A 21,173-nucleotide genomic window follows, 5' to 3' on the forward strand; every position below is an offset into this window, starting at 1 on the left:
AGTCAATTGGACGGAAGAATCGCCGCAAATCCAGCAATTGCCTGCTGTATCTCCGCTTCGGTGTGTGTCGCCATGACGGTAAGCCTCAGGCGACTCGTGTCCGGCGGCACAGCCGGGGGACGGATCGCTGGCGCGAACACCCCCTCGGCAAGCAATGCTTCTGCGGTGCTTGTTGCTCGCTGCGGATTTCCCAGTACCACTGGAAGAATCTGTGTTTCGCTCGGCAATAGCGTGTAACCTAAATCAATCAACGCCTTTTTGAGGCACTCCGCGTGCGAGAACAGACGTTGCCGTAAATGCGGCGAAGAACGCATCACATTAAGCGCAGCATTCGCCGCTGCTAAGGTCGCGGGTGGCAGCCCCGTTGTGAAGATGAAGCCCCGCGCTCTGTTAATAAGCAGTTCAATCAATGCGTGACTTCCGGCTATATATCCACCGAGTGCCCCAATCGCCTTGCTGAATGTACCCATCTGGATAATGGCTTCCCCTTCCAGTCCAAAGTGCGCAACGGTGCCGCTTCCATCCTCTCCCAACACGCCAAACCCGTGTGCGTCATCTAACAACACCATCGCCTCATGTTCTGCAGCGAGATCGCAAATATCGGGCAGGGGGGCAATATCGCCATCCATGCTAAAAACACCATCTGTCACGATGAGTCGCCGCCGAAACGTAGCAGACTCCGATAACAAGACCTTGAGGTGTTCCATATCGCAGTGCCGATAGACTTTTTTGGTGGCACGACTGAGGCGGCATCCGTCTATGATACTGGCGTGGTTAAGCGCATCGCTCAAGACGAGATCGCCTTCACCCGCAAGGACAGGGATAATACTCGTATTGGCAGCATAGCCGGAACTGAAAACAAGCGCGGCTTCGGTTCCCTTTGTCTTCGCAAGATTGGTTTCCAAAACCGTATAGAGTTCGTTATTCCCCGAAATGAGACGGGAACCACTTGCCCCGGTACCGAAAGTTTGTGTTGCTTCAACAGCAGCAGCGATAACCTTGGGATGCGTGCTCAACCCCAAATAGTTGTTTGAACCGAGCAACACAACGTTATGTCCATCAAGATTGATTGTCCCCGTTGGGGCACTCATGACGGTGCGTAGGTGGCGGCGTAAACCTGCTTGCTCCAGTGCTTCACATTCTGTGTCCAACCAGTCGTAGTTATACGTCATAAAAAATAAATTCTGAAAACAAGCGAGGTAGCAAACCTCGCCAGCGAGTGGCACGCCTGCCTATCCGATGAACTGTCTCAGAAAGATGTGGCTTTGGCTTAAAGCACGCTGCCGCGTCTCTAATGTCTCTTCATAAGCCCGATCTTCTACTTCAACACAGACGGCACCGTTATACCCGGTATCACTCAAAACGGAAAAGAAACTGCCCCAATCGACATCGCCAAGTCCCGGCAGCTTCGGTGTATGATACGACAGAGGCGTTGCGAGGATGCCCACTTCATCAAGCTTTGCTTTGTCCAATCGCACATCTTTCGCATGCACGTGGAAAATCCGATCAGCAAAGGTAACGAGTGGTTTTAAGTAGTCTATTTGGAGCCATATACAATGGGACGGATCGAAGTTAAGCCCGAAGTTGGGGGAAGGAATCTCCTCAAACATTCGTTCCCAAACTGCAGGACAATAGGCGAGGTTTTGCCCAGCGGGCCACTCGTCCTCTGTGAAGAACATGGGACAATTCTCAATACCGATACGGATACCGTGGTCGGAGGCGAATTGGATTAGAGGCTCCCATACCTTCTTAAAGCGGTGCCAATTCTCATCTATTGTGCGCGTCTGGTCTCTACCAATGAACGAGTTTACGATGTCTACCGACAGACGTTCCGCTGCCAGAATCAGCTGCTTGAGGTGTTCGCTATAGATAGCTGCTTCCGTTTCGTCAGGTGTCAGCGGATTCGGGTAGTAGCCTAAGCCGCTGATTGTTATCCCCGCATCCGAGACACATTGCAGGATTCCATCCACTTCCGCATCGGAAAGTGTCGCTACGTCAACGTGCGTAACGCCTGCATAACGCCGTTCCGCTTTCCCTTTGGGCCAGCACATCAATTCGACGCAATCATAACCGGTGTCAGCAGCGAATTGGACGACCTGCGCCAACGTCTGCTCCGGCAAAATTGCACTTACAAATCCAAGTTTCATTATGTAACCTCTTTTCGTTTTTGGACATTTTACTACAGAAAGGTGCAGCTCGCAAGTGCATATTGAGATTGCTCCATTCAGGGAGTCGGGATTCGGAAATCCCTCCTACAGAAGGATTGAATGACTCCGCTGAGAAAAACGTTTGACAAAAATAAAAATCGCCCGTATAATTCTCGCGCAAACGGTCAGTGGACTTTATCAACATACGTCAATTACAGACGGAGAGGGGCATAATGACACCCAAACAGCGATACCTTTTTGACTTAACAGGGTACATCCACCTCAAAAACGTCCTCAGTGATGAAGAATTGAAAAACGCCCAGGATGCGGTCGAGCGATGCGTCCAAACGCCAGAAGATGAACTTCCGCCCGGTATTAGTTATGGCGGTGGTGGCTATTCCAACGGTTTCTCGTTCGACAAATCGCTTGAGGCACTCACACTTCACCCGAAAACATGGCCAATTGTGAAGGAACTCACCGGTAATAAACCTCGTTTTAATCGAGGCAGTCTCGTTGCCAAAAGGCCAGAACATGATCAGGTTATCGGCAAGTTGCACTGTGCGCGTGAAGATTGTGGATGGCAGACGCGTCGCCATGATGTCAGGGATGGACGGGTTCATTGCAACGACTTCGTTGTTTTCTTTTATTTCGCCGATGTCCTTCCCGGCGATGGGGGTTTAGTCGTACTACCGGGTTCCCACAAAGCGAAATTTGAACGTCCAGAGGGGCTCTTCTTCCCGGATCCAGAGAACCCACCGGACGAACTCCATCCGGCGTTAGTTAACGTGACAGCGCGCGCTGGCGATGCGATTGTCCTGTCCGAACTGCTGACGCACGGAGTCCTCATCTGGAAACCGAAGGATCGATATCGAAGGTTCCTCATCTTGCGTTACAAAACACAGTTTTTCCAAGATGCCAGAGGACACCGGGACCCATTTCCACCTGAAGTAATGAAACGACTTTCCCCCGAAACCCTTGAACTTTCACAACCCGCATCTTATACACATATCAAGGATATTGTCAAAAGTGAACATGTCCAACTCACCTAAAAGGAACGAAAAATGACACCAGAACAACGTTATCTATTTGACGTTACAGGCTATTTACACATCAAAGGGGCAGTCAAAGGGGATGCCCTCAAGGAGGCACAAGAGGCTGTGGATCGATATATTCATACGCCCCTTGATGAACGTCCCGAAGAATTTACGACGCGTCCCCGCGACTTAGAACCCGGCAAAGGTGGAAGATACGAACACGGATTCGCCTTTGACCGTTCACTTGAGGCGATGACGGTGCATCCGGCTATCTGGCCCCTTATCAAAGAGTTCACCTTCGATAAGCCGCGGTTTGTTACTGGCACTCTCACCCTTGAACAGCACAATCCGGACAGACTCGCGATGGGAACAAATCCAGCAGGTTTGCACTGCGCACGCGAGGGACGGCACTGGCTCACCCGCTATGAAGTTCAGAATAGCCAGATCTACTGCAACGACTTCGTGGCGTTCTTCTATTTGACAGATGTGGAGCCCGGCGACGGTGGGCTTATCGTCATCCCGGGTTCGCATAAGAGCAAATTCGAGAGACCTGAAGACCTTCTCACCCCAGGCCCCGACGGCATTGATCCTGAACCAGATGATGTTTTCACCAATCTCACACCTAAGGCGGGTGATTTTCTCGTCATCTCTGAACTCTTGACGCACGGTGTCTTACGGTGGAAACCGAAGGATCGAGACAGACGTTTCCTTATTCTCCGCTATCGTCCGCAATACGACGGTAAGCAAAGTTTACCAGAGAAAATCGTCAACCGTTTAACACCTGAAGTTCAAGAACTCGTGCAAACGGCATCCTATGGACATACAAAAGAGATCGTCAAACAAGACGTTGTGAAGTTGACAGTTTAGCGGAAACTTTTCACGATAGGAACAATCTCCTGATCTCAACAGCGAAACGCAATGGAGGAATCCAATGGGAACACAATACCGTGTTTGTATTGTTGGCTGTGGCAGAATGGGTGGTACAATTGATGAGGAAGTCCGTGCGACACCACACGGCGCGTTACCCTATTCGCACGCAGCGGGATATACTGCTTTCGAGCGGACAGAACTTGTCGCCGCCGCAGATGTGGTCGAAGAGAAGGCACAATACGTCTGCAACAAATGGGAGATACCGAAGTACTACTTAGATTATCGCGAGATGATCGTTGAAGAAAAACCGGATATTGTCAGCATCGCCACACGTCCCGGCAACCATGCCGAGATTACAGAATTTGCTGCTGAAAACGGTGTGAAGGGTATCTATTGCGACAAACCGCTTTGTGCTTCTATGGAAGAGGCAGACGCAATGGTGGAAGTCTGCGAGAAACACAATATCAAATTCAACCTCGGCACGCAGCGGCGTTACACGCCGGGATACATCAAAATGCGTGAGATTCTCGAAAGCGGTGAACTTGGCGACAGACGTTCTATCATCGCCTATAGCGGGGGTTCTGCGCTTTGGGGATATACGCACGCCGCGGATATGCTCCTCTTCTTAGCAAGCGATTCTCCAATAGAATACGTGCAAGGCAACGTTGCTGTGGACGACGCTGACTTTGAGGACAACCGCACGGAATCCGATCCGGGCATCGTAATGGGATTCATCCGTTTTCAGAATGGTATCAACGGTATCAGTATCCCCGGCACGGCTTACGAATTTGAGGTGAATTGTAGCGACGGCACAGTGCGTGCGCTCAATAATGGACTCGGTTTTCACCTCCGTAAACGGCAAGGGCAGTTTAACGAGATTTTGGAAACGCAATTCCCGCCTTATGAACGGAAAAGCGGTACTGTCGGTTGTATTGAAGACATCGTTGATGCGATTGACACCGATACCGAGACACAAGGCAATATTCATCTTGCACACCGAAGCACCGAGATGGTCTTCGCAATTGTTGATTCACAACGACAGCAAGGTATACGGGTGCCGATGCCGATGGAAAACCGAGGGCTTTATCTCGGAAGGTGGTAAAACTATTATCTGAATCAGGATTTGCAGGATTTTAGGATTGCCAGGATAAAAGGAGGGTAGTACAAAACCGATGCTTAGAAAATTTTATGTTTTGACATGCATTGTCGGCGTGGGTTTTCTGCTAACGTATGCCCCAACGGTGCCAAGCGGCGAGTCGCAATCAGAGACCGCGGCTACACGTCCAGCGAGTACGCGCTATGAACAGCGCACACCCAGCCGAGACGGAATTGGCAAATTCTATATGGGACGTGAAATCTCTCGCGTAATGGGGCACCAAGGTGCGGAATGGTTGGAACGTCCGGAACGTGAACGCGAAGAGATGCCGAACCGCCTCGTTGAGTTGCTGAAACTCAAAGAGGGGGATGTTGTTGCGGATATCGGTATTGGCACAGGCTATATCGCTCGGAAAATCTCACCGAAAATCGGTGAGACAGGAATCATCTACGGCGTTGAAATTCAGCAGGAGATGCTTGACATTCTTGCTGAGAAGATGGCAGAAGAAGGTATTACCAACATCAAAGGGGTTTTAGGCACGATTACCGATCCGAAACTGCCGCCGAATTCGGTTGATCTCGCCATTATGGTGGATGTTTATCATGAGTTTTCGCATCCTTATGAGATGATGCAGAATATCTGTCGTGGTCTCAAAATAGGTGGTAGGGTGGCTTTTGTGGAATATCGCTTGGAAGATGATAATGTACCGATCAAGCGTTTGCACAAGATGAGCGAATTGCAGGTGATTAAAGAGGCGACACCCCACCCGCTTTCTTGGGTAGAGACACTTGACGATCTACCGTGGCAGCATGTTATTATTTTTGAGAAGATTGGTGGGCAATAGACAGATTACATCGGTATTTTACTCGGCGGATGTCTTCCGAGAAAGCCTGTTTGCCGCTTTAAAGACAGAATCAATCGCACCAAATAGGACAGGCAAATTATCCACGCTAAAACTCGTTCGATTTTGGGTGAAGGTTTCGTTGATAAGATGCCCAATCTGCCACAACGTGCCGTCGCTGACAATACCATACACAGGATGTTCCATATCCTGATTTATCTTTTGCGCGGCGACTAACTCCGCTAAACATTGTCCCCAGCCTTGTTCAAAGTCGTTCTTCTTCGCCTCAACGAGTATTATCAACGGAGTGCCTACAATGAGCTTGCCCAATTCGGATCTTGTTGAGACAAAGTAATCGGGCGTGCCGCTCAGCGTTTCATCGTAGGCAAGGGGTTCCTTTATCCAGAGGGCGTAGTGTTTAGCGTACTTTTTGTAGACCTCTCGCAAAATGGGAAAGATAACAGCTTCACACCTCGCTCCCTCGGAAGCAAAAATAGGAATGTACTGTCTGCTAAATTCCAATTCTTGCAGAAATTGTTCCGAAGGTGACACGTTTTTTTCAATCTTTATAAAATCATTTTCGATGTGTCGGATGCCAAATTTTTTCTGAACGTCAGGGATCGTCTTGAAATCACTAAATGCCATTGTGGAATCCTCGAACTGCCTGCCAATTACGGCATCTGAATGTTCATCAAAGCGTGCTGACTGGTGTGAGCAACAATGAAAAAATGTATTAACTTAGGTAATCCCCGTTGAGAACATTGTAGGACAATTTTTTGAAATTGTCAAGAAAAATGTTTGACAAAAGCGCAACCGTACCGTAAAATATAACAACATTGCTAAACCTTTTGGTTAATGAAGCGTCACAATTGCTAATTGTTATAGCAAGTTGCAGCGTGCGTTTTTATGTTATGCTGCCTACAACGCTGAAAAGGGAGAGAATTCCTGTGAAGATCGCTAACACTACGATTCCACTAATAGCTCTATTGGCGTGTTTCTGCCTCGCCGTGTTAGGACTATCCACGGCATCTGCAGAACATCACGAAACGGAACAAGCGAATATAAATTACAATCTCGACATCCGTCCGATTCTTGCGAACAATTGCTATGCCTGCCATGGACCGGATGCCAAGGCTCGACAGGCTAATCTGCGGCTTGATACGAAAGCGGGAGCATTCTCTGAACCGAGCGGTTACCCGATAATCGTCCCCAATAAACCGGAAGAGAGTGAACTCCATCTCCGCATCATATCCGATGATGACACCTACCGCATGCCCCCAGCGGGCTTCAATAAGACCCTGACACCGGAGCAGATCGAAGCCATCACACAATGGATTCGCGAAGGTGCGAAATGGGAAGAGCACTGGGCGTTCACCACACCAGTCAGCCAGACACCACCGGATGTGAAGAACGATGGTTGGGTCAGAAATCCGATTGATGCCTTCATCCTCTCACGCCTTGAAAAGGAAGGCTTACAACCCGCAAGTGAAGCCGATAAACGGACGCTCATCCGCCGCCTAAGTTTTGATCTTACTGGCTTACCACCAACACGCGAAGAGATCCATCAATTCCTCGCAGACGATTCACCCGACGCTTACGAAAAAGTTATTGATGCTTTCATGGCAAAGCCCGAATACGGCGAGCACCTTGCACGCTTCTGGCTCGATGTCGCACGCTACGGCGATACGCACGGACTCCATTTAGATAACTACCGTGAAATGTGGCCCTATCGCGATTGGGTTATTGAGGCATTTACCAAAAATATGCCGTTCGATCAGTTCACGATTGAGCAGTTGGCAGGGGACCTCTTACCAGAACCGACGCTTGAACAAAAGATCGCCACCGGCTTTAACAGATGCCACGTCACGACAAGTGAAGGCGGTTCGATTGATGAGGAATACTATGTTCAGTACGCGATCGACAGAGCCGACACCACCTCCAGCGTCTGGATGGGATTAACTGTCGGATGCGCGCAGTGCCACGATCATAAATACGATCCGATCACGCAGAAGGAATTCTATCAACTCTACGCCTATTTCAATAATATCACTGAAAATGCGATGGATGGCAACCGTAAGGATTCACCCCCGGTTGTGAAGTTACCGACCCCGGAGCAGGAAGCAGAACTCGCCGCGTTTGATGAACAGATCACCGAGTTAGATGCACAGACTAAAGCACCTATCCCGGAGCTCGATGCGACGCAAATCGCTTGGGAAAACAGGATACCGCATTGGACAACACTGAAACCGACCTCGCTCTCCTCAAAAGGTGGGGCGACGCTCGAAGTCTTAGAGGATAACTCTATATTAGCCAGCGGCACCAATCCCGAACAGGAAACCTATGAGGTTATTGTAGACCTACCGCCCGGCAAATGGAGTGCGGTGCGATTAGAAGGTATCAAGCACGAATCCTTGCCGAAAGGTGGAATCGGTAGAAGTAGTAACGGTAACGTCGTCTTGACCGACTTCGCGCTTTTCATTGCGCCACCCGCACCGGATGATAGCGAGACACCTGCCGAAACGGAAAGCACCGATACCGAGGCTAATGCTGAAACGCAAGCAGAAGCAGGAAGCACCGTTGATGCTGACACTGAAGAAGCACAAGCAGAAAATACGCCTGCCGCCGAGACCGAAACTGAAGCGGAAACGGAAAGTGAAACCACCGCTGACACTGAAGCGGAAGGCACACCGACAGATGATGCAAGCGTGGAAGGCGAAACCGAAAGCACTGACCCCGACGATCCATGGACACCTATCCAAGTCGTGCAAGCCTGGGCGGACCACGAGCAAGTCATGGGTGAAGGCAATCTCGGTGGTGTCATCGCAAACGCTATTGACGATAAACCCGAGACTGGATGGGCACTCGACAGAAGAAACCAAAATCGACAAGCGATCTTTCTTGTCGCTGCGCCCTTTGGAACGGAAGGCGGTCAGTTGAAAATTCGTCTGAAGCATGAGTTTGACCTACGTCAGAAGCAATTAGGGCGATTCCGACTTGCGCTCACAGATGCAGCAACGATTTACCCCATCGGTTCTAAGATAGGATTAGGAAACTGGCACGCTGCGGGTCCGTTCACCGCTGAACACGGTAATCTCGCCTTCTATCAGGTCTACGAACCCGAAACGAAAAACGTCAACACAGGGGCTACTTATGAGGTGAACGGTAAGACCATCAAGTGGGAGCAGCAGACACACTGGGTTGACGAACAGGTACATAACGATATTGTCGGTGAAAACAGTGCGACCTATCTCTTCCGAAACATATCTTCTGTCACACAACAGAAAGCACTTTTGCACATCGGGAGCAACGATGCCCTGAAGGTTTGGATGAACGGCACTGAACTCCTCGCCAAAAATGTCCAACGAGATGCTGCCGCCGATCAAGAACAGGTACAGGTCAATCTCAAGCCGGGTAACAATACCCTACTTCTGAAAGTTGTCAACTATTCAGGGCCTTCTGGCTTCTACTTCCGTCTCGAAAGCGCGCCACCGATGATTCCATCAAATATTGTCGATATCGCTGGCACATCTCGCGGCGAACGTGAGACTGCACAGAAAGACCAAATTCGGGATTATTATCGAAGGAATATCCCACTTGATAAGACAGTCAATGAAAATGCACAGCGCGCATTCGCAGATCTGAAAGATCTATTCGCTGACTTATCAGAGGTCCAGGGAAAGCGGAATACACTCGATGGGTCACTCACAACTACACTCGTGATGCAAGAACGAGAGGAACCGAGAGGTGCCTACGTTTTAGCACGTGGTGAATACCAAAACCGAGAGGAACAGGTTTATCCGCAAACCCCGGCAATACTATCACCGATGCCGGAAGATACAGCACCGAACCGTCTCGGCTTTGCCAAGTGGCTGCTTTCACCGGAACACCCGCTTACTGCGCGTGTCGCCATTAATCGATTCTGGCAAAACGTCTTCGGCATGGGGATTGTGAAAACATCAGAAGATTTCGGCACACAAGGCACACCGCCGGTGCATCCGGAACTTCTCGATTGGCTCGCGACCGAATTTATTGCGTCTGGGTGGGATGTGCAAACGATGCTGAAATTGATGCTCACCTCGGCAACATACCGACAGAGTGCACAGGTCACACCTGAAAAACTGGAGCGTGATGCGGATAACGCCTTGCTCTCCCGCAGTCCGAGGTACCGACTCGATGCTGAAATCGTGCGTGATAACGCGCTTGCCCTCAGCAATTTGTTGTATACCAAAGTTGGGGGTCCGAGCGTCAAACCGCCGCAACCGGACGGACTCTGGAAAGCCGTAGGGTTTACCGGATCGAATACCGACACGTTTGTTAAAGATACCGGTGCTGATAAAGTGTATCGCCGGAGCCTCTATACATTCTGGAAGCGCACGGCACCGCCGCCACAGATGAACATTCTGGACGCACCATCACGGGAAGCCTGCACAATCCGTCGTGAACGTACCAATACACCGATGCAGGCGTTAATGCTGATGAACGATCCGCAGTTCTTTGAAGCGGCGCGCGCTTTTGCAGAACGCACCATCAAGGAGGGTGGCGAAACACCGGAAGCACGCATCGCTTACATCTTTGAGATGGCAACCGCCCGCCTCCCGAAACCGAAGGAGGAGACCTTGCTACTGGAGACGTTCCAAATCCACCACCAAGAGTTTGAGGCGAACCCAGAAGCAGCCAAAGAACTGATTGCTGTCGGTGAATCACCACCTGATGAAACTTTAGATGCAGTCGAAGTTGCTGCATGGACGATGATTGCAAACCTAATTCTCAATCTGGACGAAGTCCTAAATAAGGGATAGCAGGACATATCACTTGCCCTTCTACATTTTAACCATCTACTCGTGCATTTAAATATTGTATCAGAGACGAGTAGATGGTTAACCGCAAGCCCACACGCGGCTTGCGTCAGTGCGGTTTGTAACCGCGCAAGGAGTTAGTACACAATGGACCCAATTAAGGAATACCTGAAACTTGAAACCCGTCGCCAATTCTTCGGGAAATGTGCGTCGGGACTCGGTGGTGCAGCACTCGCTTCGCTGCTGCCAAACGTTGTCGCCAATGCGCTCGAAAGCCAAGCGAAACCGAGATTCGGAGGTCTACCAGAGTTACCACACTTTGCGCCGAAGGCGAAACGTGCTATCTACCTATTCATGTCCGGTGCACCGTCCCAATTGGATCTCTATGATTACAAACCGGATATGGGAAAATGGTTTGATACCGACCTCCCAGAATCCGTCCGGATGGGTCAACGTCTCACAACGATGACATCAGGACAGGATAAGTTCCCTATCGCGCCCTCTATATTTGAATTCAAGAAATATGACAACGGTGGCGACGGTGTATGGATTAGTGAATTGTTACCGCACACTGGAGCGATGGCGAAAGACCTTGCGATTATCAAGACGGTACACACTGAGGCGATCAATCACGATCCGGCTATCACCTTCTTCTGTACCGGTGATGAAAGTCCGGGTAAACCGAGTCTCGGCGCGTGGCTGAGTTATGGACTCGGCAGTGAAAACAGGAACCTACCTGCCTTTATTGTGATGAACGCCACATGGAGCGGTCCGAAGGGTGCACAAGCACTCTATAACCGTCTCTGGGGCTCTGGCTTCCTTCCCTCAGAACACCAAGGCGTGCTGTTGCGGAGCCAAGGTGATCCGGTGCTGTTCCTCTCGAATCCAGAAGGGGTTAACGAAAAAACAAGGAAACAGATGCTGGATACCCTCGTTGAACTCAATAAAGAACTCTACGAGGAAGTAGGCGATCCAGAAACGCATGCTCGTATCTCTCAATACGAAATGGCGTTCCGTATGCAGACAAGCGTTCCCGAACTTGCCGATCTGTCGGATGAACCCGAGCACGTCTTGGAGATGTACGGACCAGAGGTCAAAACTCCCGGCACATTTGCCAATTGCTGTATCCTTGCACGTCGGATGATGGAGCGTGATGTCCGCCTCGCCCAGATCTTTCATCGCGGTTGGGATCAACACGGTCAGCTGCCCACGAACATCCGTAATCAGGCGCGCGACATTGACCAACCCTCGGCTGGACTCGTCCAAGACTTGAAACAGCGCGGGATGCTGGACGAAACCTTAGTCGTCTGGGGCGGTGAATTCGGACGAACCGTCTACTGTCAAGGTACGCTTACGCCCGATAACTACGGACGCGACCACCATCCGAAATGCTTTACACGCTGGATGGCTGGCGGCGGTATTAAGGGTGGCGTTGTCCACGGCGAAACCGATGACTTCAGCTACAATATCGTCAAAGACCCTGTTCACGTCCGGGATATCAATGCTACGATTCTCCACCTCCTCGGCATCGACCACGAGCGGTTAACCTTTAAATTCCAAGGGCTTGACCATCGATTGACAGGCGTTGAAGAAAAAGCACGTCTTGTCACGGAGCTCTTGGCATAATCCGAAATGGTATTTTGGCGCGCTTTCAGGCGCGCCTATTTACTAAGAAAAAGGTTGGAGATATTGTTTCTTAAGCACGCCAATTAAAACTTAGGAATTGAATGAAAAAATTAAAAGCAATTGTTGTTGGTGCTGGCTGGTCGGCTGAAGGGCACACGAAAGCGTTCCAACATTACGGTGTTGAAGTCTTAGCTATCTGTGCTCGTAAACCGGATGTCGTGCAAAAAGTCGCCTCTCAATTAGGGGTCGCTGAAGCTTCAATCAATTGGCGTGAAAGCCTGTTGAAACACAAACCGGATATCGTTGCACTCACAACACCTGCAATTTTGCGGACCGAGGTCATCCAACTGGCGGTAGAACTCGGATGCCATATCATCTGTGAAAAGCCCTTAGCACTCACCGCAGAGGAAGCAGGACACATCTACAACCTCATCAAAGACACAGGACTGAAACACGGCTTTGCTGCGACACACCTATACGATCCAAGTGTCGCTTACGTCCGTCAATTGCTGACGCAGCAAAAAGTCATCGGCGAACTAAAGGAGATTGATATCGGATACAAGCGTCGGATGTCAAGTACGTCCTCTTCAAAGATGGTAAAACCGTGGAATTGGATGACCTCATTGGCGCACGGTGGGGGAGTGTTGAACAACGGACTCACACATCAGCTCGGTATGCTGGAACGGATGACAGGCATGAAAATTGTTTCTGCTGTCGGTGAAGCCAGAACCTTTATCAGAGAAGCACCGGTCGTGCCAGAGATTCGTGATTTTCGAGTGTGGAGTCGTAAAGAACTTACGCCCGAAGAAGCATCCAAATTTGAATGGCGGGTCTGCGATGCTGAGAGTAATTTCTCGGCACTTTTTTGGATGGCGACCGACACCACTAACCAAACGAACTCTCCACAAAAAATCTTGGCGACCATGCGGACACATCCGGGTGTGCCGACGGATACACCTACCGGAGGCTGGTATTTCTACGGTAGCAACGGAACGCTGGTCGGGGGAGGCAGACATATCTTATCTCCGATTACGTTGTATAATATGGACCCGCAAACCGCACCTAAAAATATCGATGAGACTGCTGAGGAATTGTCTGTCCCCAAGCAACACATCGATGACTTGCCCCGTATTGGCGACGACATCCAAAATAAATGGACTGCGCTTGTTCGGGATTTCCTCGCGGATATCGAAAATCGTCCACACGAACCCTATCTGACTTTTCAAGATGGTTGGCGTTATCAAGTCGCTATTGACGCGATTCGGACAAGCAAAGGATGGACACAGATCCCTGTAAGGGCTGGATGACCCAGCCCCTACCAAACACGGAAACGATACCCTAAATTATGAAATCTACCGCAACCTTAATTTACAAACGGCATCCGACACCTTCATCCCTCTGGAGGTATCATGCCTAAACTGGTTGTCAAGAACTTTATAAATATCCGTGAAGCAGAGATCGATATGGATAAAACCTTAGTGGTTTTTATTGGTGAGACAGCCAGCGGGAAAAGTGTCCTCGCGAAGTTATTGTATTTCTTCCAAGAGTTAATCCGCGACTTTCGGCAACACATCAGACAAATCAATACGCACCCCTCAGAATATTTGCAAACTCCCGGGCAAGAAATGTCCACGGTATTCCAGACACAAATCGCCCGCAAATTCCGAGAGTTTTTTGGTGATGCCGAGGGGGTCTCAAAACCGGTTGCGAAAAGTCAGGAGACTACCGGACAAAAATCGACTGAGGAAAAAGAGGGAACCACAAAACCCTTTGAAATCACTTACCACTATACACGGGAAAGTGCTATCAGACTGACGATAACCGACGAGAAAACGCTTCATATTGCGTTACCCGATATTATGGAGGAAGTCGAAAGTCTCTGTTACAACTTACTGGATAAATTGAAAGAGGTTAACTTAAAACAACTTGAGAGTGCCGTAACAGAGACCAATTCACTTGTCCAAACAGATACAACCTCAGAAAACGCCCAAGACACCCAAAGTGCCGATCGGTTCTATTATATTCTGAACATGGCGATCGGAATGAGTGACATCACTGAGAAATTAGCCGGTAAATATCGCGACAGCCTTTTTATTCCCGCAGATAGAAATATTGCTGCCAACTACCCAGATGCCCTTAAAAGGATTTTTTATGGTGGCATAAAAAGCGATCTTCACACGCGCGCCGCAGCCCGTTCACGCGTGAATCTCCATCTCATCGCACGCTTTTTGGAAAAAAACGAAGAATTCCTTGATACTTTTAGTACACAGAACTTTCGGAACCTTTTTAACCAAAGAATCGAGGAGGAATCAGATGAAATCGATAAACCGATGATGGAATTCCTACTGAAAAAAATTTCTTACATCTTAAACGGCAAATATGAAACAATCGATGAAATTTCCCAATCGAGGCTCTTTTCGCATCCAACCGGCGAAAATACAACTTTTTTAGAACATGCGTCGACAGGGCAGCAAAATGTTATCCGAATTCTACAAGATGTGTTCATGAGCATGCTTTACAATGAAATAATCTTTCGCGTGATTGAAGAACCGGAAGCACACTTACACCCAAAAACACAGAAACATCTCATGCACATCATCGCCTTGATGCGAAACCACATTGACAGCCAAATCGTTTTGACAACCCACAGTCCGTATCTTTTGGCGGTCCTCAAAAACCTTTTAGCCGCCGGACAACTGGCACAAAAGAATCCAGACGCTACGACTGAGATAGAAGCGCGTGTCTCAAAGTTATGTTGGCTAACAGCCGACGATGTCGAAGTCTACCACCTCAAAGATGGAATAAGTCATCCGATTGTTCAACCTGAAAAAGAACCGGTTCTCGAAAATCCGCTTGCGGACCTTCTTACAGAATTTTAACTGCCCGCCATCTCACCATACAAAATCAAGGTAAAAGAGACAGATGTACGAGAAGCACGGAGAAACAATCAAAGCACAAGCCTTCCTTGACGCATTACAAAGCGATGCTGCATCAGTCACCTTCACGAATTGTACGATTGAAGGAGTTGTCGATTTATTTTTTAGAGAATGGGAACGGGACGAAAACCAACGGATCCTTCTGAATAAGAAACTTTCTTGCATCGGGTGCACGTTTAAAAACATCGTCAATTTTCGGATGGTCGTCTTCCAAGAAGAGGTGGATTTTCGGCGCTCCCTCTTTGAAGCAGATATTGACTTCGATGAAGCCATTTTACAAGGTCCTTGTGCCTTCCGCGAAGCCATCTTTCAGAGGCGTGCTGACTTTCATAGTGCGACCTTCCATAAGAGTGCCAGTTTTTGGCGGGCAAGATTTCACAATGTCGCTGATTTCCATAGGGCTCAATTCAGGGAAAACGCCGTCTTCCACGAGGCTAATTTTCTAATTGAAGTCAATTTTCGGCGCGCGCTGTTCCAAGGAACACTCGATTGCACAGGTACATGGTTTCCTGAAGCGACAGCGTTCAATAACGCCACATTTTTCGGTACCGCTAACTTTACCGCTGCGCAGTTTGTCTCTGTTGCTGCCTTTCGCGATATTCAATATATTCCAGACACACTTTTTCATGCAGTGAAATCGAAATTCAGTAGAAAACAGCATCATCCCACAGCGTTCTATTTGGATAGCCGACACGTAGACGAAGTCGCGAACCCTTTTTTTAAACGGTATGTCGCCGATCAACAGTTCACACGCGCGTTCAATCAGGCGAACCCTATACTGGCAAAGTTATGGCGATGGAGCTCCGACTATGGACGGAGTCTTGCACTTTGGGCATCCTGGTCCCTCTTCTTCGCGTTTCTGTTCGCGCTTGCGTACATGCCGCTTCCGGCATGGACACCGACTTGGATGCAGGACTGGTCGCCTCGCTTTCATCAGACGACGGGTATTTACAGCGGTGAACCCTTAACCTTTTGGAACTGCTTCTACTTTAGCGTTGTCACCTTCACAACGCTCGGTTTTGGTGATGTCGTCGCGGACAATGCTGCTGCGCGTCTCCTCGTTACGTTGGAAGTCATTTTTGGGTATTTGATGTTAGGGGGGTTAATTAGTATCTTCTCAAACAAATTGGCAAGTCGGAGTTAATCCACTACAGACAAGGAGGTGTTTGTGAAACAAAGTTTAACCGAGTTCACATTCACGGTTTTGATATTAATAAATATCACAGGGTGCTCGGTGGTTCGGTTCGCCGAAACCCGGATTGGGTACGGAGTTAAGAAAGCCAATAAAACCAAGATGGATCTGGATTTTCAACTCGGATTTAATGTAACAAACCATAGCCTCAGTGTAACGCTGGAACATCAGCCTTATACCATATATAAACCTCGGATAACCCTCACCGATCTTGGTGTTGGTCTCGCCTCCCTGGGGCTTTTGGGAAAGGTTCTCTATGACAATTGGGATCATGACTATACATTCACCTTTGTCGATGATACATTTGATTGGTACGGTTCAGAACCGTGGGAAAAAGCAGTGATGATTGGGGTACCAGCGGACATTCTGCTCTACTGGACTTTCTCATATCCATTTGATCGAAGAGCCATAAGGACCGCAAGACAACCTCTGATAAATCATCCGTACCGCATTGAACTCCCAGATTACGATGATATTGGCATAGATTATAGGACAACAAGCGGGGCTGAGTATATTGAAATCAAGGATTTTCTGGAAAAGCTCAAAAATCGTTCAGTCCTCCAAGATATTAAATCACAAGACATCATATCACTCCAGTTTCGAGCCTCTACCCAAGTAGGGAGAAAAAAGCACAGCAGAGACTACACAGTTTCAGGCATCATCATACCGAATTTAGATCCACCGACCCCGATACAGCCTCCACCACCTCCTGTATCACAAGTTGAAGTAGATGTACAATGGATCGAACACCGTTTGCGGGTCGGTGAAAAGGCGACATTAAAAGTCACCGTAAAAAATTCGGACCAAACTACGCTTGCAGAATTCGCGGCTATAACTGACAGTTCCAATCCGCGCTTCAACAACTGGAAACTAAAATTTGGTGACATCGCGCCTGGAGCGTCAGTAACAAGAGCACTGGGTTTTAGTACAGACTCAGAGATGGCACCCCAAGAAGTACATGTTACCTTGCGTTTTGAAGCAGCCAACAACTTAACCCATCCGGAAATTCAGAAAACACTTTCCATTGTAGAGTGAAATACTGCCCCACGCGAAAAGACTTGATTTATCCAACCTTTCATGTATAATTATCATAGACAATGTCAAGTTTGACCATAACTAAGCGATCTTTTGATGGGACTTAGGGATAACCTATCCATATATAGGTTAGTAATGCCAACACGCGAATCAGATGAAACAAAAAATTTTCCTTTTCAACGCGACACTTCTGATATATCTGGCGAGCCTCACCGTTGCGAATGGACAGTCGCCTGTTGACCGCCTTCCTAACGGAGCGATCGCGCGATTTAGTCCCGGAGCTTTGGTGTATACCGTTGCGTTTTCGCCAGATGGAAAACTACTCGCGAGCGGTGGTGATGATAACGCTGTCATATTGTGGAATATTGCTGACAGAAGTGAACGCGAGACTTTCATAGAACATAGCAAATCGGTGACATCGGTTGCGTTTTCACCCGATGGGAAATTGCTCGCATCAACAAGTCTTGATGGCTATGTGAGATTGTGGCATGTTTCTTCTGAAGGCAGACGCATTTCTCTTAGACACGGTGGTTGGGTGGAGTCAGTTGCATTTTCACCCGATGGGAAAACACTTGTTAGCGGTGGAGAAGATCAAGAGAGTTCCGTTAAATTGTGGGATGTCCCTCAAAAACGCGATATCGCTACTTTCTCTGGACACGAAAGTATCGTCGAATCCGTTGCGTTTTCACCCGATGGACAGTTGATTGCATCAGCAAGTCGTGACAAGACCATCAAACTCTGGGATGTCGCGGACCAGCAATTACACAAAACCCTTTCTGGGCACAGCAGTGTCGTGCACGATATTGCGTTTTCGTTCGATGGGGAACTACTAGCAAGCAGCAGTCGTGATAACAGTATCAAACTCTGGAAGGTCTCTTCTGGAGAAAATCTTGCTACCTTTGAAATTCAGAACAACCTCTATGTCTACGCCGAAGCAATAGCGTTTTCGCCTAATGGAAAACTACTCGCCTCTGCTTGCGTTGATTACACTGTTAAACTGTGGGATGTCGTCAATCACCGAGAGGTTAAGACACTCCCGGGACACCACGGTGGGGTAACCTCTGTTGCGTTTTCGCCTGATGGCAGAATGCTTGCCAGCGGTAGCAGGGACCGCACCGTTTTACTCTGGGATCTCGCTCACTTTGGGTTTGAAATGCCGGATTCCCCTGAGGCTGAGAATCAAGAAAACGCACCTATTGTTGACTTACCGAAGGAACCAGAGCCTCCCGTCTCCGAAAGTGAAGACATCATACCACCCGATATTGTTATTCACTTACCCATAGAACGTATCGTGAATTCAACTGTCAGACAGATTCTTGTTAAAGTCAATGTCACTGATGACAGCAGGATTGACGAAGTCTGGATCAACAAGTTACAGGCGATGGTTTTGGAGACGGGTGAATTCAGGGCAACAATTTCACTTAATCACGGTAAAAACGAAATTCGTGTCACTGCAACAGATGCATATGGTAATATGGGTACACACCAATTTATTATCAAAAAGATAGAAAAAACTGACGACCTAACTTTACCGCAGATCGCTATCCGTTCCCCTACATCGGACCATGTACGTTTAGCTACTGAGCAGTTTACTATTCAAGGTAATGTCACCGACGACAAGGGTGTAAATGAAATCAGAGTGAATGGCACAGAAACGATGTTCTCGGTAGACGGTACTTTTACTAAAACAGTTCAACTACTTGAGGGTGAGAACCTTATTCGCGTAACAGCAATTGATACAAGTGGCAACATAAACACGAACCAATTTACCATCGTCCGAGATACCACTGGACCTACTATTAGCATTGACTCTCCCGCTAGTAGTGCTGATCGCGGGTTCCAACCCCCAAATATTTTACCTACTGAGTCTATCCTTGTTTCAGGCACAGTTAACGATCCGAGTGGTATCGCTACAGTCAAGGTGCAGGACATAGAAGCACAAGTTATTGGGGATAGGTTTGAGACAACAGTTTCATTGGTTGATGAAAACAATCTTATCCGCGTAACAGCAACAGATACATTGGGTAATCAGGCATTTGAAGATATAACCTACCTATCCACGCTTCTGCCAGATCCACCGCCTCGAAAAGATTACGCGCTATTGTTCGCCGTGAATACTTATGACCACTGGCCCGGACTCCGGTATCCACTAGTTGATGCAATAAACATCGGTCAAGATTTAAAGGACATCTACGGCTTTCAAGTTGAATTGATTCAGAACCCAACGAAGACAGATATTCTTCGCGTACTACACAAATACGCGCAGAAGGAATATACTCCTGAAGACCAGCTGTTAATTTTTTTTGCGGGACACGGGGATTTTGATACCAATATGGGTTATCTCGTCTCTCGAGACACAAAAAAGCCTGAAGATGACAGTCTCAGGACGAGTTACTTCTCCCACTCCTATTTCCGCGATTTTATTGACAGGATGCCCTGTAAGCACATCTTTTTGGTGATGGACACTTGCTATAGTGGGACATTTGATGAACGACTCGCCATGCGTGGTGAAGAGGAAGGCGTGTTTAGCTCTCTCTCACAAGCAGATGTTGCCCGGAAATGGACCTATACGACTCGATGGTATTTGACCTCAGGAGCTAATGAAAAAGTCCCAGATGACTCGTTATTTGCTCGTGCCTTGCTTGAAGCCTTGCGAAGCGAAGGAGGTCGTGACAACATCCTGACGATAAGGGAAATTTTAACCTACTTTGAGGAACTTAGTAATCCAAAACCCTGTTTTGGTGAATTTGGTCGAAATGCACCAGGGAGCGATTTTCTATTTATTACAACAGAATGAAACAATCAATTCAAAAAAAGGAGCACTTAAGCCATGCGAAACATGTTCGCTTTTTTTCTAATTGTGTGCTGTATAATGATCGGCTGTGCCGTACCCGAACTGATGGAAAGTACAGGTTTCCGAACGACAAACTACGCCGATGCCTCAGAGTCCGCCTCTTTACCCGGTTGGGTTCTGACTGAACTAAAGAAATATCCAATTGAGACATTTCTTTTTGAGGTAGGAAAGAGCTCTGGAACCGACAAAGGAGCTTTTGAAAATGCCTTAGCAGATGCGCGGGAAAGAATCGCTACAAGGGTTCTTAGAAAGGTCCAGTATATTATTCTTTCAAATGAGTCAGTACAATACGACATGGTGCGTGAACACTATGGCGCAGCACTGGAACATTATTGCCGAGAACCCCAGAAATTTCCAGCTTTACAACTTGGCGGACTTAGTGAACGGAACCTCTCTGTCGATGCAGCACGCACAGATCAATACACGTACGCTCTCGTCTACATCAGACGGAACGAGCTCAAGCACCTTTATGCCGAACAGGAACAGAAACTGCACCGAGAGATTAACTACATTCTTGAGAAAGCTCAAAATGCAGAGAATGCATTAGAGATAAAAAACGCAGCAAAGATATATTTACAAACTTATCCGCTTTACGAAGCACTGAAAGAGGCAGAGATTATTCAGATTGGGGCTGAATACGCACCTAATTTCAGCGATGCCCTCACGCGATTGGAAAATTCATCCAGAGATACTAGTAGTCTGTCACAATTATCTTGATAGTTGATCTAAAATCTGGTATCCTTAGG

General features: G+C 48.2%; 15 protein-coding genes. 12 read left to right on the plus strand and 3 right to left on the minus strand.

Annotation, left to right across the window (positions count from 1 at the left end):
- Window positions 1-2: 2 nt before the first annotated feature.
- Together bioF and OXH39_06125 are read right to left on the minus strand one after the other, a co-directional pair.
- Window positions 3-1,172, minus strand: a complete 1,170-nt coding sequence (gene bioF, locus OXH39_06120; GenBank protein MCY3550019.1) for an 8-amino-7-oxononanoate synthase — start codon at window positions 1,170-1,172, stop codon at window positions 3-5.
- A gap of 60 nt (window positions 1,173-1,232) precedes the next feature.
- Window positions 1,233-2,147 (minus strand): sugar phosphate isomerase/epimerase, encoded by a 915-nt coding sequence (locus OXH39_06125; protein ID MCY3550020.1) that lies wholly within the window; start codon window positions 2,145-2,147, stop codon window positions 1,233-1,235.
- A 233-nt stretch (window positions 2,148-2,380) separates the two neighbouring features.
- Here OXH39_06125 and OXH39_06130 point away from each other — a divergent pair, with 233 nt between their 5' ends.
- The 4 genes from OXH39_06130 to OXH39_06145 all read left to right on the plus strand — a co-directional run bounded on the left by OXH39_06130 (window position 2,381) and on the right by OXH39_06145 (window position 5,991).
- Window positions 2,381-3,196, plus strand: coding sequence for a phytanoyl-CoA dioxygenase family protein (locus OXH39_06130; GenBank protein ID MCY3550021.1), 816 nt, complete (start codon window positions 2,381-2,383; stop codon window positions 3,194-3,196).
- Between the two features lie 12 nt (window positions 3,197-3,208).
- Window positions 3,209-4,048, plus strand: a complete 840-nt coding sequence (locus OXH39_06135; GenBank protein ID MCY3550022.1) for a phytanoyl-CoA dioxygenase family protein — start codon at window positions 3,209-3,211, stop codon at window positions 4,046-4,048.
- A 64-nt stretch (window positions 4,049-4,112) separates the two neighbouring features.
- On the plus strand, window positions 4,113-5,153 hold the full coding sequence (locus OXH39_06140; GenBank protein MCY3550023.1) for a Gfo/Idh/MocA family oxidoreductase: 1,041 nt from the start codon (window positions 4,113-4,115) through the stop codon (window positions 5,151-5,153).
- 70 nt (window positions 5,154-5,223) lie between these two features.
- Window positions 5,224-5,991, plus strand: coding sequence for a class I SAM-dependent methyltransferase (locus OXH39_06145; GenBank protein MCY3550024.1), 768 nt, complete (start codon window positions 5,224-5,226; stop codon window positions 5,989-5,991).
- An 18-nt stretch (window positions 5,992-6,009) separates the two neighbouring features.
- Here the strand turns inward: OXH39_06145 and OXH39_06150 are convergent, their stop codons facing one another.
- Window positions 6,010-6,633, minus strand: coding sequence for a hypothetical protein (locus OXH39_06150; GenBank protein MCY3550025.1), 624 nt, complete (start codon window positions 6,631-6,633; stop codon window positions 6,010-6,012).
- Window positions 6,634-6,935: 302 nt separating this feature from the next.
- Between OXH39_06150 and OXH39_06155 the strand changes: the two genes are divergently transcribed.
- The 8 genes from OXH39_06155 to OXH39_06190 all read left to right on the plus strand — a co-directional run bounded on the left by OXH39_06155 (window position 6,936) and on the right by OXH39_06190 (window position 21,144).
- Window positions 6,936-10,787, plus strand: coding sequence for a PSD1 and planctomycete cytochrome C domain-containing protein (locus OXH39_06155; GenBank protein MCY3550026.1), 3,852 nt, complete (start codon window positions 6,936-6,938; stop codon window positions 10,785-10,787).
- Window positions 10,788-10,931: 144 nt separating this feature from the next.
- The gene (locus OXH39_06160) at window positions 10,932-12,410 is read left to right on the plus strand and encodes a DUF1501 domain-containing protein (GenBank protein ID MCY3550027.1); all 1,479 of its coding nucleotides are present in this window, start codon (window positions 10,932-10,934) and stop codon (window positions 12,408-12,410) included.
- 101 nt (window positions 12,411-12,511) lie between these two features.
- Complete coding sequence (locus tag OXH39_06165) at window positions 12,512-13,717, plus strand: Gfo/Idh/MocA family oxidoreductase (protein ID MCY3550028.1); 1,206 nt, start codon at window positions 12,512-12,514, stop codon at window positions 13,715-13,717.
- A 102-nt stretch (window positions 13,718-13,819) separates the two neighbouring features.
- Entirely contained in the window at window positions 13,820-15,289 is a 1,470-nt protein-coding gene (locus OXH39_06170; protein ID MCY3550029.1) for an AAA family ATPase, read from the plus strand.
- A 43-nt stretch (window positions 15,290-15,332) separates the two neighbouring features.
- A complete protein-coding gene (locus tag OXH39_06175) occupies window positions 15,333-16,490 on the plus strand; it encodes a pentapeptide repeat-containing protein (protein ID MCY3550030.1) in 1,158 nt (385 codons plus the stop codon).
- Window positions 16,491-16,514: 24 nt separating this feature from the next.
- Window positions 16,515-17,573: a hypothetical protein gene (locus tag OXH39_06180; protein MCY3550031.1), complete on the plus strand. Its 1,059-nt coding sequence runs from the start codon at window positions 16,515-16,517 to the stop codon at window positions 17,571-17,573.
- Window positions 17,574-17,727: 154 nt separating this feature from the next.
- The gene (locus tag OXH39_06185) at window positions 17,728-20,370 is read left to right on the plus strand and encodes a caspase family protein (protein MCY3550032.1); all 2,643 of its coding nucleotides are present in this window, start codon (window positions 17,728-17,730) and stop codon (window positions 20,368-20,370) included.
- A gap of 33 nt (window positions 20,371-20,403) precedes the next feature.
- Window positions 20,404-21,144 (plus strand): hypothetical protein, encoded by a 741-nt coding sequence (locus OXH39_06190; protein ID MCY3550033.1) that lies wholly within the window; start codon window positions 20,404-20,406, stop codon window positions 21,142-21,144.
- Window positions 21,145-21,173 lie beyond the last annotated feature (29 nt).

The organism is Candidatus Poribacteria bacterium (assembly GCA_026702755.1).
Classification (GTDB): domain Bacteria; phylum Poribacteria; class WGA-4E; order WGA-4E; family WGA-3G; genus WGA-3G.